The following is a 14,039-nucleotide window of genomic DNA, read 5'->3' as shown; positions in this document are numbered from 1 at the left end:
CCTTTTCAATTTTACAATGTGTTATATGCAACACAAACCGCTTACTCTATATTGCGGGCAATAATGCGGGCCGGTGACGAATCCGCCCGGATGCGTAAAGGCAGTGCCGTTATTTCAAAGGCCGTCAAAGATAACAGCCGGTCGGTGTCGGTCAGATTTTCGGCAATGAATATCCCATGTCCGAATAAATATTTATGAATATCAAAAGGGTACTTATCCGGCGACGGCGTATCCAGACAGACCATCTTCGCCTGCTTACGTACCAGCAGCTCGGCAAACGCTTGGGTCAAGACGGGATAGTCCGTAAAATATTCCGGCCGTCCCCACAGCTTGCTATGGCCAGTATGCAGAACTACGATTTGTCCCATGCCAATCTTTTCTTCGTACATGGGCTTATATTCAACCGACGGTTCTTGCGGGACATCCAGGATGCAGCCGGTTCCAATAAAACGATCTAATGGGAATTCGTAAAGATACCGGTCGGAATCCGTTAAATGCATCGGCCCGTCGATATGCGTGCCGGCGTGCATATTGCTGGACAATTGGTGGTTGGTATACGAATCGCTTTTCAAATGCCTCGTCTGGACAAGTTCAGTTTCCTCATCCCCCGGGAAAACAGGCAGCCCATCATGGATCAACCTGGTCAGATCAATCATCATCGGATTCGTCATCTCCCTGTCTCTTACGTTTGCCTGATCTCACTGGGCTTTTATGGTACCCGATGAAGGGCAAGCAGCGCTTCTTCCCTGTCCTTCATAAAGCTCACTCCGCCTCTGGCACACCATTTGGGTAAACGACAACTTTCAAGCACTCGCTTTTGTGATTTAAGGCCCGCTCCATTGCTTCCTGGGTATCCTGGAGCGAATAACGGTCCGTGACCAGCGTCATTACATCGGCAATGCCCGACTCGAGGAAGCGGATGCCCTTCGGATATGTATTGGCATACCGGAATATTCCGTAAATATCGACCTCGTTATCCGCAATAAAAGGAACATTCAGCGGGATTTCATCCTGCGCCGGCAGTCCGACGACGGCCAGCTTACCGCCCCGGCGCAGCGAGCCCAGCGCCGTTTGCAGCGCTTTGGGATTGCCCGCGGTTTCCCAAGCGACATCGACGCCCTTCCCGCCCGTCAACCGCTGAATTTCCTCCAGCGCGTCCTGATCTGCGACGTTAATCACGTGATCCGCTCCGAGCTTCTTCGCGGCATCCAGACGCAGCGGCTCCAAGTCCGTCACGATGATTTCGGCTGCGCCATAGGCTTTGGCTGCGACGACGGCCATCAGTCCCACCGGTCCCATCCCCATGATGGCGATGGTCGATCCGGGTGTAAGCTTGCTTCTCGCCGCGGCATGAATGCCGACGGAGAACGGCTCGATCAGCGCCGCCTCCTCATAGCTCAGCGAATCCGGGATCCGGAACACGAAATCCTGCCGGATTTTGATGTACTGCACAAAAGCACCGTCTACCGGTGGTGTCGCCAGAAACTGCACGTCGGGACAGAGATTATACCGACCCTCTTTGCAGGCATCACAGCGGCCGCAAGTCACCCCGGGCTCCACGGCTACGCGGTCTCCCATTTTGAATCCGGTTACATCTGCGCCTACGGCGGCGACATCGCCGGAGCATTCATGGCCAAGGATGATCGGCTTCTCCACGACGTACTTGCCGATTCGCCCATGCGTATAATAATGGAGGTCGGATCCGCAGATGCCGACGGCCATCACTTTGATCAACACTTCGTCAGGTGCGATATCCGGCACCGGCACCGTTTCAATCCGGATTTGGCGCGGGCTGTGCATCACAGCGGCTTGCATCGTTTGGGGAATGCTGGAGTTCATCTTCTGTGTACTTCCTTCCCTTCTTGAAATCTATTATTTTCTATCCATTGTATTATAGAAACCCGCTAATATCTATGAAAAACAGCGGCTGACCAAGGAAATCAACAGGCTGAAACACAAAGAATCCGCTCCCCTTCGGGAGCGGATTCTTTTCTGTGAAGCGAGAAACTCCACCATGTAAAAGGAACGCTGTCCCTTCAGTCACGGTTATGTATATCGAAGCCGGCCGAATGAATGGCCGGCAAGGCCGCCAACCGCCTATGATTCGGCAGGACCTTTGGTCCGTTTGAATAACAATGCCAGAATCAACGCTACGATGGAGAAGCCAAACCCGATGACAAACGCATTATGCACACCGGCTACCATGGCTTGAGCCATTTGCCCTGGCGCGGTTGGATCCGACGAACCCTTCAGGAAACCGGCTTGGCCGTTGGACATGACGCTGATAAAGAAGGCCACGCCAATCGCACCCGCCACCTGCTGGAGCGTATTCAAGATCGCCGTACCGTGCGGATAATACCGGGCCGGAAGCTGATTCATGCCGTTCGTCTGCGCCGGCATCATGATCATGGAGATGGAAACCATCATGCAGATATGCAGGATGAGCAGCGTGACTTTGCTCGTTTCGACCGATACCTGCGTAAAGAACCACATAATGATCACCAGAGCAATCGTTCCCGGAATGATCAGCGCCCGTGGACCGAACTTATCGAACAGTTTACCGGTAATCGGCGAGATCAAGCCGTTGAGCAAGCTTCCCGGAAGCATCAGCAGACCGGAGGCAAACACCGTCATGCCGAGTGCGCCCTGAAAAAGGAACGGCAGCAGCGACATGGAGGAGAACAGCGTCATCATCATAATGATCAGCATGATCGCCGTCAGGGTAAAGGCCGGGAATCTAAAGGACCGGATATCCATTAAAGGATCTTTCAGCCGGAGCTGACGAATAACGAACAGCAGCAGGGCAACCGCGCCAACAATGATGGTCCAGTACACTTTGGGATGCGACCAGCCATTTCCACCTTCACCCAGACTGCTGAAGCCATAGACGATTCCACCGAATCCGATCGTAGACAGAATGATCGACAGAACGTCCACTTTGGGTTTGGTAGGCTGCGATACGTTTTTCAAATACACAAATGCGATGATGATCGAAATGATAGCAAACGGCAGAACCAAGTAGAACAGCCATCTCCATTCAAACGAATCGAGAATCAATCCCGACAACGTCGGTCCGATGGCCGGTGCGAACATAATGACCAGACCGATGCTGCCCATGGCAGCTCCGCGTTTTTCCGGCGGATACAGCACAAGGATCGTATTCATCATGACCGGAAGCATCAATCCGCTTCCTGCGGCCTGAAGCAAACGGCCGATCAGAAGGAATTCAAAGCCCGGGGCGAAGGCACAGACAAACGTTCCCACCGTGAAAATGATCATCGCTCCCAGGAACATTTGTCTTGTCGTAAACCACTGGACCAGCAGCGCCGATGCGGGGACCAGAACGCCGACGACCAGCATGTAGCCTGTAGCCAGCCATTGCAGCGTAGAGGCCGAAACTTTGAGCTCAACCATCAATTCCGGAAAAGCAATATTGAGCAGCGTCTCATTTAAGATGGAAAAGAACGCCCCCACAATTAATGAGACTAATATAGGCAGCTTTTTGATACGGCTGATATCAGCCGGTACAGATGCAGCTGCGACACCTAATGGATTCATTTATTCTCCCTCCTGTTTTGTGCAATATGTCTATATTTGGCATCAGCGAGCCTATTTTACCATATAACTCCTTGAAAATGTTTCTTATAAATTGCTTTTTTTAAATGATTTATTATTTTAATCTTTTAAGTATTCCGGCGTATAGAAGTTACTCATAAGCCAGTACAGAATCGCGGCTGATGATCGTGCCCTGATGTTTCCCTTCGCATAATTCTTTCATCGAACCCGGCTTGTCAAAGTTGAATACATGAATAGGCAGATGGTAGTCCCGGGCCAGAATAAAGGCCGATTGGTCCATGATTTTCAGATCGTGCCGGATGACGTCGTCATAGTGCAGCGACTTGAATTTTCTTGCGGCCGGATCCGTCTTCGGATCGGCGCTCAGCACGCCGTCCACTCCCTGCTTGGCAACGAGGAGCGCGTCACAGTTCACTTCGATCGCCCGCTGCACCGAAGGGTAGTCCGTCGTGACGTACGGCTGGCCGTTCCCGCCGGCGAAAATGACGATATACCCTTTCTCCAGATGGTGTATGGCGCGCAACCGAATGTACGGCTCGGCTACCGAAGCGATGGGGAGCGAGGTCATGACCCGGACCTCCTTGTCCGTCTTCGCTTTGAGAACACCGCGAAGCATCAAACTGTTGACGACGGTGGCCAGCGTGCCGATATTATCGGCTTCCGCCCTTTCGATGCCCCAGGTTTCCGCCATGTTTCCCCGAAATATATTGCCGCCGCCTATGACCAGGGAAACCTCCACTCCCATGCTCACGACGGATAAAATTTCGTCCGCAATATGCTCCAGCCGGCCAGGATCAAAGCCGAACTGGCTCGTTCCTGCCACCGCTCCGCCGCTTAGCTTAATCAACACTCTTTGATACGCTGCCATGGATCGATGCAACTCCTTTCGTGTTCGTAAAAGTGACTAACGTGATACCCACCAAGATAAATTTGCTTCCTCAGCAATGATTTCAAAGCATCCGCAATCTTTCCGTCAAAACCGGAATTCAGAAGTCCAAAAAGAAAACACTAAAGCCGATTATGCCTTAGTGTTCAATGCGTACCACCCTATACCGTTTACTTATGGAATATTTGCACTGCTTGAACACCAGGGGTCCTCCTTCGAAATCCGTTTTTTCCAAGCAGATTATATCCTGAAAAGTTCGTCAGAAGCAACTATGGCCGCTTGGATGTGATCCGGCGAAGCGGGCAGAACTTCCTTGTGACCGGTGTGTGTTGACTGGAGTATGGAATTGATGGGCTTGCAGGCTGGAAATAGGGACGGATTTTTGTATTTTCTATTGTGAATTTTTCATATGTTGCAATTTGGATATCAGAGGTTGTTGATTCCCTCTTTTTCTAAAGGTTGTTGTAATCGTTGACGTAACCGTTAACGTTAAAGGTAAATAGAATGAACTAAAGAATTGAACATTTAAGTGTCGCATTGTGCCGTTATAGAAGGAAGTTCAATGTAAAACTTTATTTCAATCTATATAGATGAAAAAATAGACGTAAAAGCTCCCGAAAACCCGGCCAACGGCGGTATTTCGGGAGTTTGACGTCAGTAGGGTTCTTGATCCCGTGTGCTTAAGACAAACCCGTTTACAGTTGAAGCGATAGCTGCGTAGCGCCGGCTTGTGGGGTTAGAAGTACTCCCTGCTCGGTAACGGCGGCTTCGGCGCCGCCTGCCTGGGCGATTTGACGGACTCCGCGCAGAAGCAGCTTCCATGGCTTCGTTCCTTCCGCTTGGACTTCGATGCGTCCCTCGTTCCGGGTTACCGTCACCTTCAGTTCCTCCTTGCCGTTTGTCCCGTTTACGACACATACGGATTCCGTCCCGTCCGCAAGTTCAAAGGCGTGAAGGGTTACGCCGTCCGCGTAATCATAATCCGGACGCTGGTTATTGCTTCCAACCGGAATGATGCTTCCGGCCCGCGCCAGCAGTGGAACCGTAAAGTAGTCGACCTGCCGGCTGATCCATCCGCCGCCCTGCACCCTCTCGCCGGTTACGAAATCGGTCCAGCGTCCTTCCGGTACGTAGTAGCGTGCCAGGCCATGCTCGTTCATGACCGGCGCGACGAGAAGCGAATCCCCAAGCATATACTGGCGGTCCAGCACATGGCAGTTCGGATCTTCGGGGAATTCCAGCACCATGGCCCGCATGACGGGCACTCCTGTCGCCGCGGTCTGTACGGCGGAACGGAACAGGTACGGCATCAGCGTGCATTTCAGCTTGGTAAAATAGCGCAGCACGTCCACCGCTTCCTCGTCGAAGAGCCAAGGCACCCGGTACGACTGGTTGCCGTGCAGCCGGCTGTGCGTGGACAGCATCCCGAAAGCGGTCCAGCGCTTATATAGGTCCGGCGTGGCCGTATTTTCAAAGCCGCTGATATCGTGGCTCCAGAACCCGAAGCCGCTGAGCGACAAGGACAAGCCGCCGCGAAGCGATTCGGCCATCGATGCGTATGAGGCGGAGCAGTCGCCGCCCCAATGAACCGGGAACTGCTGTCCGCCCGCCGTGGCGGAACGGGCGAACACCGCCGCTTCATTTTTACCAAGCGTCTCCTCCAGCACTTCGAATACCGTTTGGTTGTACAGGAACGTGTAGTAGTTGTGCATTTTGACCGGATCGGAGCCGTCATGGTAAACGACATTCGTCGGAATCCGCTCGCCGAAGTCGGTTTTGAAGCTGTCGACGCCCATGTGGAGCAATTCCTTCAGCTTGTCCTGGTACCAGCGGACCGCCTCCGGATTGGTAAAGTCCACGAGCCCCATGCCGGACTGCCACCGGTCCCACTGCCAGACGCTGCCGTCCGGATTTTTCACCAGATAGCCGTTCTCCTTGCCTTCCTTGAACAGATACGACTTCTGCCCGATGTAAGGGTTGATCCAGACGCAGATATGAAGCCCTTTGTCTTTCAGCCGCCGCAGCATCCCCTGCGGGTCCGGGAACACGTCGGGATCCCACTTGAAATCGCACCACTGGAACTCCTTCATCCAGAAGCAGTCAAAATGGAACACATGCAGCGGAATATCGCGCTCCAGCATGCCGTCCACAAAGCTGTTCACCGTGTCCTCGTCATAGCTGGTCGTAAACGAGGTCGTCAGCCACAGGCCGAAAGACCATGCAGGCGGCAATGCTGGCTTACCGGTCAGCGTCGTATAGTTTTGCAGAACCTCTTTCAAATTGGCTCCGCCGATGATGTAATACTTCAGCTTTTCACCGGGAACGCTGAACTGCACCTTCGAGACGTTCTCGGATGCGACCTCATAAGAAACACGCTCCGGATGATCCACAAACACGCCGTATCCTTCGCTGGACACATAGAACGGGATGTTCTTGTAGGCCTGCTCGCTGCTGGTCCCCCCGTCTTCATTCCATAGATCCACGACCTGACCGTTTTTCACAAAAGGCGTGAACCGTTCCCCAAGCCCGTACACGTATTCGCCGACCCCCAGATCCAGCTGTTCCCTCATATATACATCCGCCGATTCGGAGGATTTAATGTAAGCCGGGCCTTTGTAGCCGGTGCCGGTGAGGCGGTGTCCGTCATAAGCATATGCAACGTTCCACCCCTCGTCCGGACGAACGGTGGCGGTCAGCTTGCCGCTGGTGAGTGTAACGGAGCCGTCGCGTTTCTCGACCTGGACTTTTAGGTCCGACTGCTTGTAGATCTGGAAGGCCGGGCCTTTGTCGTCCATGCCGTCATGATGGATGTATTCCACGCAGATGACGTCCTCCATCGGGGAAGAGTAACGGACCGTGAGCAGCGTCGTATTCAGCGTATCGCCTTTGTGGACGATTTTTTTGGTGGATGCATACACCGTCATTTCGTCTTCCCGGGTTTCGATGTCCCTTACCTCTACCGGATACAATACCTGCAGCCCCTGCCGCACATGCCAATAGCCGTCTGTAAATTTCATATTGGGTCTCTCTCCTATCTATATCTTCTAGTAAAAGTTGTCAGTCTTTCATGGAACCGGCGGTAATACCACCTACGACGTAGCGCTGCAGGCCGATGAAAATGATTATTATAGGAAGCGCAGCCAGCGTGGCGACCGCCATCAGATTGTTCCACTCCGTGCCGTACTGCCCAATAAAGCGGTACAGTCCAAGCGTCAGCGGGCGTACGCTGTCCTCGGTCGTCAAGGTCAGGCCAAAGATGAAATCCCCCCAGCCGAAAAGGAAGCAGAACACTGCGACCGTCATCATGCCGGGCACGGCGAGCGGAAGGATGATTCGCGTGAACGCCGTCAACTGGTTGCAGCCGTCGATCTTCGCCGCTTCCTCCAGCCCTTTGGGCAGTGCCATGAACGACGGCCGAAGGACAAGCACCGCAAACGGCAGGGCATGGATCATGTCCGCCAGGATGAGTCCGAAGTAGCTGTTCACGAGGTGAACCTTCGAGAACATGATGAACAGCGGCATCGCCATCATAATACCGGGCAGCATCTGGATCGCGAGCAGCAGAATCATGATCAGCGATTTGCCTTTCAGGTCCAGTCTTGCCAGTGCATACGCCGCGGGCGTGGCGAACAGCAGCGACATGATCATCGTCCCGATGGCGATAATAAAGCTGTTGCCAATATACCGGAGCATATCCGTGTTGTGAATGAAGTTGTTATAGTAAGCCGTAAAGGTCGCATTCAGCACGCCAAAATGGGGCGGAGACGAGAACAGGTCCGTAATTGGAGTTATCGACGTTTTGACCATCCAATAAACGGGAAACAAAAACAACAGGGTGATGACGGCACCGATCACGGTCATGCCGGCGCCCTTCCATTGAGCTCGTCGGTTCATCATGCAGCCTCCTCCTTACTGGACATCCGGAGATAGATCACGGCCAGCACGGTAAGAATCGCGAACATGATCATGGATACCGATGCGCCCTGGCTGAACTGGAACTTGGTGAAGGACAGCTGGTAGGCGTAAATCGGCAGCACGTTCGACGAGTTTACCGGTCCGCCCGCTGTCATGATGAAGATCATGTCAAACACTTTGAACGTGTTGATGATCCCCAGCATGAGCAGAATCAGAATGGTCGGTCGCATGAGCGGCAGCGTGATGTGGCGGAACTGCAGCATTTTTCCCGCGCCGTCCAGCTTGGCCGCCTCATACAACTGCTCCGGCAGCCCTTGAAGTCCGGACAGCAGGATAATCATGTTAAACGGTATGCCGACCCAGATGTTGGCGACGATCGTGGACAGCAGCGCCGTGCCGTTTTCGCTGAGCCAGCTGTGCGGCTCGTGAATGATCCCGAGGCTTTGCAGGATGTAGTTAACGACACCGTAGTCGCCGTTCAGCATCCATTGGAATACCGAAGCGGTGATGACGACAGGAAGCATCCAGGCGAGCAGCATGAGCGAGCGCATCAAGCCCCGGCCCGGAAAACTGCGGTTAAAGAACAGGGCCAGCGCAAAGCCGATCGAAAACTGAAACACAAGGCTGAGAACGGTAAACAATACCGAGTTTCCGAGCGCGGTGTAAAACACCGGATCTTTGAATGTCTTGACATAACTCGCCAGGCCCGCAAAAGCGTGATGCCCCTTGAAGTTGTATACCGTCACGTTTTGAAAGCTGAGAATCAGGTTATAGACGATCGGGAAAATGATGAACACTAGCAGGAACAGGATGACCGGCAGAACGAACAGATACCGGGTCCATGCTGTATTTCTTAAACGCTTGGACGTTCTCGGCGCTGCCGCGGAATAGGACTGATCAGACATGTGGTTCCTCCTCCTTCTCAATTATTAGGTGCAAGCGGCTTGATTTTGTCGGCGGCCGTTTGGACAGCCTGCTCGGGTGAAGTCTGCCCGGTCAGCACCTGCTGAAGCATCGTCTGGATCGCTTCGGAAATTCCCGCGTAATCCGGGCCGTAGGCACGTGCCTTGGCGACCTCCATCGCATCCGCAAATACCTTCATCTGCGGATCCTTCTGCCAGAACGCGTCCCGCAGCAAATCTTTGCGGCTCGGCAGACGGCCGTTCGTCTGAAGAAGCTTCTTCAACCGGTCCGGCTCGTTGGCGAATCGGATGACGTCAAAGGCGGCTTCTTTGTGCTTGGAAGCTGCAGAGATCGCCCAGTTTTCTCCTCCGAGAACGGTCGCGCCCGTTTTACCTTCCGGCAGCGGTACGACGCCCCAATTGACTTTGCCTTCCTTTTGCAGGAATGGGATCTGCCACGTTCCGTTCACCATCATCGCCACTTTGCCTGCGGCAAACTGCGTCGCGGTGTCTGATTGTTTCTGGGTAATGACTTCCCTGGACATGTAGTTGTTTTTGGCCATGTAGTCATACAGGTTTACCGCATCGAGCGTGCCCTGACTATCAAAGTCGGGAATGTCCGAGCCGGCCTGCAGAAGGAACGGCAAAAACTGAAACGTCCCTTCTTCCGTCTTCACCGCACTGACTGCGAAACCGTATACATTTTTCTGGGTAAGCAGCTTGGCGTCTTCCTTCAGCTCATTCCAGTTGGCGGGGGGCTTGATCCCCGCTTGATCAAACATATCTTTGTTATAAAACAGCGCCAGGTTGTTGCTTCCGACCGGAACGCCGTAATTTTTGCCGTCGTACACCGTGGAGGACCATGGTCCGTCATAATATAGATCCCCTTGTCCCCACGCTTTGACTTCGGAGGAGATGTCGGCCAAAATGCCGGCAGCGGCGAACGTTTGATGATCGGCGCTGTCAATCCATACGATATCCGGCCCTTGGTTACCGATCGAGCCTAACAATAGCTTGTTTTTGATATCGGAAGAAGATACGTAAGTGCGTTTGATTTTCACGTTCGGATGGGCCTTTTCATATTCGCTGATGATGTTGTTAATCGCGGTTACGCTGCCGTCCGTCGTCATCGTATCCCACCAGGTCAGGGTGACTTTTCCCGAATCGGTACCGGATCCTGCTGAACAGGCGGTCAGCGCCAGGGCGAACAGCGATAAAGTGAGAAAGAGCGCTTTCATTTTGCCGCGCATATAGCGTGTCCTCCTTACGAAATGATCTAGAATTTTGGCTTTGATGATTATAAATATCACAAAATGATGTACGTACATCATTTTTCTTGTGGGAAGCCCGGTATCCTATATCTTTAAATATAGTACCGTGCGTTCTCCCTCGTAACCAGCTCCAGCTTGGAAATGTTCTCCCGTAAATTCACCTTCTCGCCGCTGGCCGTATGATTAAACAGCGTCTTGACCGCCAAATAGCCTTGGTTTACCGGGTCCTGGCAGATCGTCGCTGTAACCGTGCCGCGGTCCAGATCCTTGTAAATATCCTCCGTCATATCATGGCCGATCAGAGCCACGGTGCCGCCAAGGCCCGCTTCTTCCAGATGGCGCGCAATGACATGCAGCTTGGCGCTTGTGACATAAATGCCGTCGACCTGGCGGAAGTACTCGCCAAAGCGGTCCGGATGATCGTATTCCTCATGCTTCAGCTTCAGCGGCGGAGCCATGTCGATGTTCCCCTGCTCGGCAATGACTTCGCGGAAGCCGGTAATTTTCTGCTGCATCTGGAATGTAGTCGCTGACGGCAGGCTGCTGGCATCCGATGTGATCAGTCCGGCCCGTCCGCCGCTTCCGATCAGCTTGCACAGCATGTCGGCAGCGAGTCTGCCGGCGATCCGATAGTCGCAGCCCACGTAAAACAGACGCTTGCTGAGCGGCGCGTCGTTATTGAATGTGCACACCGCCATTCCTTTATCGATCGCCTGGTCTATGGGATCCTCCATCTGCTGGGAGTCGTTGGGAGACAAGGCCAGCGCATCGTAGGCGCCGCTGTCCACAATCTCCTGTACGATCTGTCTCTGCTTCTCCGTGTCGTAGCTCTCCGATTTGAAAATTTCAATCCGCAGGCCGTAATCCCGCAGCTCCTCATACGCAAGGCGAATGCCTCGCTCAATCTGTGACCAGAAATAATCCGGATGCTCGGGAAACACGATCGCAAAAGAAATTTCAGTCCCCCGTGACAGGAATCTCGCCGATTTGTTCGGCGTATATTCCAGCTCCTCCAGCTTCTCCATAACCTTGCGGTACGTCTCCGGCTTCACGTTGCCGCGATTGTTGAGGACCCGGTCCAGCGTGGCAACCGAGATGCCCAATTGCTGGGCGATTCCTTTTAACGTCAGTCTTTTATGATCCTTCATAAGTATACCTCTTGTCTTATTCTGCAGAATGAAAGACGTTTGGTCTTTCAGGCAGGTTTATTGTAACTCTGCGGCTAACCGCATGTCAACGCTTTCATGATGGATTGATACAAAAAATGATGTTCGATAATCATTCTGCCTCTCTCAGGTTATTCTTATCCTTTTCCTCTTTACCCGGGTCCGGGTTATTTAGGCTTCTGAGCTCAAATTATAATCCCTCACAAAAAAGGGCCACCGGATTTATTCCGGAGGTCCCTATCAGCTTACATATACAACTGCAAAAGTTAGTGTTCTGCATTCAGACAACTATGCTAAGATCCTGTCGTAATCATCCAGCGGACGCCAAACTTATCTTCCAGTTGGCCGAACAACGATCCCCAGAAAGCCGGTTTGATCGGGTCGCGGACCGTTCCACCTTCGGCCAGTTTCTCAAACGCGGCGTACGCTTCCGACTCCTGTTCAAACTCCAGTACCAGGTTGATCGCCGTTCCTGGTTGAACCGATTCGAATACCGCATCCGACATCAGAATATTCACACCAGCGGCGACCAGGTTCAAGTGCATCACCTTGTCCTTGTTTTCTTCCGTAGCGTGAGGCAGTTCACCATGGGTCTGTACCGATACAATTTCTCCTCCGAGCGCCTGAACGTAAAAATCGGCCTGGGCTCTGGCATCCTCTGAAAAAATGTAAGTCATATGCTTGGCCATCGTCATTCTCCCTTTCCTGTATAAATGATTCATTTAAAGCAGGAGAAGGTATCCTTAGACACGCGGTAAGCGGCGGATTCATATTATACGCTTGTCTCTTCTCAAGGAACCAGCCGCAGCCGAATTAGCATAGGCGTCCGAGAAGATGCGTCATTTTAAAAGTCGTTATGTATAAGGATGCCATCCTGCCCTGCTGTCTCTACTATATCACCATGATTGCGCCCGGAGTTCTTACCGATTGCTGGATTGACTGTTGATATGAAGAAAATTGTTCATCAAAAGCGGCAGCGATATGAGGATGGGTGGGTCGTCAAGATGAGGAACCCGCATGTTTACCCTTTGAAACGGAACAGATTTATCCGGACCGACGACGATCGGGACCTTATGCTTGGCGCGAAGCGTCGTCTGCGGCACCAGAAAATCGACGGCCCTCATTCCCCACGGAACGGAAGTCGCCAGTAAATAATAGGTTCCTGGCTTTACCCCCGTAAAACGAAAGCGCCTGCTTGCTGACGATAACAATGTACCGTAGGGAGGCAGCCCTTCCGGAATCGGTTTTGAGAACAAACCGATAAGAATGACCCCTTCGAACGGAACCTCGAACGATATGGACCCCTCCACGGTTCCCATTGTCGTCATCAGTGCCGGCAGATCATCCCAGCCATCGAGCGTTTTCAGCGAGCTCAAATGATTGTCTGCGATCTCCCTGGAATTCCGGAAAAGGGAAGGCGTAACCCCTACCTTCTCGGTAAACCTGGAAGTAAAAGTGCCCAGGCTCTGCTGTCCGATTTCCAAGCTGATGTCGCGAATGCTGAGATTCGTGTGCAGCAGCAGCTCTTTGGCCCGATGCAGCCGGAGCGAGGAAACGTAATAGAGCGGCGGAAGCCCCACCCGCGCTTTGAATATCCGGGCAAAATGGTACGGGCTGTACCCTGCGTACTTCGCCAGCGTGTTCAGCTCCAGCGGTTCATCCAGCCGGTTCTGAATATAAGTAATGACTCCATCCAGTTCAGGAAACTTGTTGGTCATACCTTACCTCCCTTGAGTCCCGGATGGATGAGGCGCGATGAGCCTGGGCCAACCCCTGCCAAACCAGGAACAACTGTTCCCGTTTATATTACCATATTCTACCCTTCAAATAAAAGACAAATTTCAGTTTTTGGACAGCGAAGTTTCCTCTTCTAACGCAGGTTGATTCATTTCGGTAGCGAGGCCGATGTCCTTATTGTTCAGAATGTTATCCTCCAATACGGCAAACTTGTCACCATACTCTTTAATAATATGATTCTCCCCCCAAGAGCAAAGGGAGTCCAGGATCGGTTTCAGGCTCCAGCCGTATTCGCTCAGTTCGTACTCTACCTTCGGCGGAACCTGATGATAGATGATACGGTTTACGATACCATCCTCCTCCAGCTCACGGAGCTGCTGGGTCAGCATTTTTTGCGTGATAGACGGCATCAGCCGCCGCAGATCGCTTGTCCGTTTCTTTCCGTGCGTCAAGTGGCACAGGATCACGCACTTCCATTTGCCGCCGATCACTTCCAGCGTTGCTTCAACCGAAATATTGTATTTCTTTTTTTCCATCCAAGACCCTCCTCAATATCTATGGGCACTTTTTGGTGCCTATCGTACTA

Annotated in this window: 12 protein-coding genes; all 12 read right to left on the bottom strand. The window is 52.6% G+C overall.

The window, feature by feature from the left end; translation table 11 throughout:
- Positions 1 to 41 precede the first annotated feature (41 nt).
- The 12 genes from FHS19_RS05145 to FHS19_RS05090 all read right to left on the bottom strand — a co-directional run bounded on the left by FHS19_RS05145 (position 42) and on the right by FHS19_RS05090 (position 13,989).
- Positions 42 to 671, bottom strand: coding sequence for a cyclase family protein (locus FHS19_RS05145; RefSeq protein WP_246426421.1), 630 nt, complete (start codon positions 669 to 671; stop codon positions 42 to 44).
- Positions 672 to 762: 91 nt separating this feature from the next.
- Complete coding sequence (gene gutB / locus FHS19_RS05140; protein WP_183579521.1) at positions 763 to 1,839, bottom strand: sorbitol/xylitol/iditol dehydrogenase GutB; 1,077 nt, start codon at positions 1,837 to 1,839, stop codon at positions 763 to 765.
- A 258-nt stretch (positions 1,840 to 2,097) separates the two neighbouring features.
- On the bottom strand, positions 2,098 to 3,558 hold the full coding sequence (locus tag FHS19_RS05135; RefSeq protein WP_183579518.1) for an MDR family MFS transporter: 1,461 nt from the start codon (positions 3,556 to 3,558) through the stop codon (positions 2,098 to 2,100).
- A gap of 148 nt (positions 3,559 to 3,706) precedes the next feature.
- A complete protein-coding gene (gene pyrH, locus FHS19_RS05130; protein WP_183579515.1) occupies positions 3,707 to 4,444 on the bottom strand; it encodes a UMP kinase in 738 nt (245 codons plus the stop codon).
- A gap of 713 nt (positions 4,445 to 5,157) precedes the next feature.
- The gene (gene yicI, locus FHS19_RS05125) at positions 5,158 to 7,479 is read right to left on the bottom strand and encodes an alpha-xylosidase (RefSeq protein WP_183579513.1); all 2,322 of its coding nucleotides are present in this window, start codon (positions 7,477 to 7,479) and stop codon (positions 5,158 to 5,160) included.
- A 40-nt stretch (positions 7,480 to 7,519) separates the two neighbouring features.
- The gene (locus FHS19_RS05120) at positions 7,520 to 8,359 is read right to left on the bottom strand and encodes a carbohydrate ABC transporter permease (RefSeq protein ID WP_246426420.1); all 840 of its coding nucleotides are present in this window, start codon (positions 8,357 to 8,359) and stop codon (positions 7,520 to 7,522) included.
- A complete protein-coding gene (locus FHS19_RS05115; RefSeq protein ID WP_183579511.1) occupies positions 8,356 to 9,282 on the bottom strand; it encodes a carbohydrate ABC transporter permease in 927 nt (308 codons plus the stop codon). The genes FHS19_RS05120 and FHS19_RS05115 overlap by 4 nt, the downstream gene beginning before the upstream one ends.
- 17 nt (positions 9,283 to 9,299) lie before the next feature.
- Positions 9,300 to 10,529 (bottom strand): sugar ABC transporter substrate-binding protein, encoded by a 1,230-nt coding sequence (locus tag FHS19_RS05110; RefSeq protein WP_183579509.1) that lies wholly within the window; start codon positions 10,527 to 10,529, stop codon positions 9,300 to 9,302.
- A gap of 113 nt (positions 10,530 to 10,642) precedes the next feature.
- Positions 10,643 to 11,698: a LacI family DNA-binding transcriptional regulator gene (locus FHS19_RS05105; RefSeq protein ID WP_183579506.1), complete on the bottom strand. Its 1,056-nt coding sequence runs from the start codon at positions 11,696 to 11,698 to the stop codon at positions 10,643 to 10,645.
- A 311-nt stretch (positions 11,699 to 12,009) separates the two neighbouring features.
- On the bottom strand, positions 12,010 to 12,405 hold the full coding sequence (locus FHS19_RS05100) for a VOC family protein (RefSeq protein ID WP_183579504.1): 396 nt from the start codon (positions 12,403 to 12,405) through the stop codon (positions 12,010 to 12,012).
- Positions 12,406 to 12,636: 231 nt separating this feature from the next.
- Positions 12,637 to 13,434 carry a helix-turn-helix transcriptional regulator gene (locus FHS19_RS05095; protein WP_183579500.1) on the bottom strand — a complete coding sequence of 266 codons (798 nt, stop codon included), beginning with the start codon at positions 13,432 to 13,434 and terminating at the stop codon, positions 12,637 to 12,639.
- 123 nt (positions 13,435 to 13,557) lie between these two features.
- Positions 13,558 to 13,989, bottom strand: coding sequence for a winged helix-turn-helix transcriptional regulator (locus tag FHS19_RS05090; protein WP_183579497.1), 432 nt, complete (start codon positions 13,987 to 13,989; stop codon positions 13,558 to 13,560).
- Positions 13,990 to 14,039 lie beyond the last annotated feature (50 nt).

The organism is Paenibacillus rhizosphaerae (assembly GCF_014192015.1).
GTDB lineage: Bacteria > Bacillota > Bacilli > Paenibacillales > Paenibacillaceae > Paenibacillus_AQ > Paenibacillus_AQ rhizosphaerae.
Note: the sequence above shows the minus strand (reverse complement) of the source record. Positions and strands in the feature narration are given on the sequence as shown.

Bases quoted from the DNA above. Each gene is read 5' to 3' on its own strand.
- pyrH (WP_183579515.1), bottom strand. From the start codon at position 4,444: ATGGCAGCGTATCAAAGAGTGTTGATTAAGCTAAGCGGCGGAGCGGTG.
- FHS19_RS05105 (WP_183579506.1), bottom strand. From the start codon at position 11,698: ATGAAGGATCATAAAAGACTGACGTTAAAAGGAATCGCCCAGCAATTG.
- FHS19_RS05120 (WP_246426420.1), bottom strand. From the start codon at position 8,359: ATGATGAACCGACGAGCTCAATGGAAGGGCGCCGGCATGACCGTGATC.
- FHS19_RS05095 (WP_183579500.1), bottom strand. From the start codon at position 13,434: ATGACCAACAAGTTTCCTGAACTGGATGGAGTCATTACTTATATTCAG.
- yicI (WP_183579513.1), bottom strand. From the start codon at position 7,479: ATGAAATTTACAGACGGCTATTGGCATGTGCGGCAGGGGCTGCAGGTA.
- gutB (WP_183579521.1), bottom strand. From the start codon at position 1,839: ATGAACTCCAGCATTCCCCAAACGATGCAAGCCGCTGTGATGCACAGC.
- FHS19_RS05145 (WP_246426421.1), bottom strand. From the start codon at position 671: ATGACGAATCCGATGATGATTGATCTGACCAGGTTGATCCATGATGGG.
- FHS19_RS05090 (WP_183579497.1), bottom strand. From the start codon at position 13,989: ATGGAAAAAAAGAAATACAATATTTCGGTTGAAGCAACGCTGGAAGTG.
- FHS19_RS05110 (WP_183579509.1), bottom strand. From the start codon at position 10,529: ATGCGCGGCAAAATGAAAGCGCTCTTTCTCACTTTATCGCTGTTCGCC.
- FHS19_RS05115 (WP_183579511.1), bottom strand. From the start codon at position 9,282: ATGTCTGATCAGTCCTATTCCGCGGCAGCGCCGAGAACGTCCAAGCGT.
- FHS19_RS05135 (WP_183579518.1), bottom strand. From the start codon at position 3,558: ATGAATCCATTAGGTGTCGCAGCTGCATCTGTACCGGCTGATATCAGC.
- FHS19_RS05100 (WP_183579504.1), bottom strand. From the start codon at position 12,405: ATGGCCAAGCATATGACTTACATTTTTTCAGAGGATGCCAGAGCCCAG.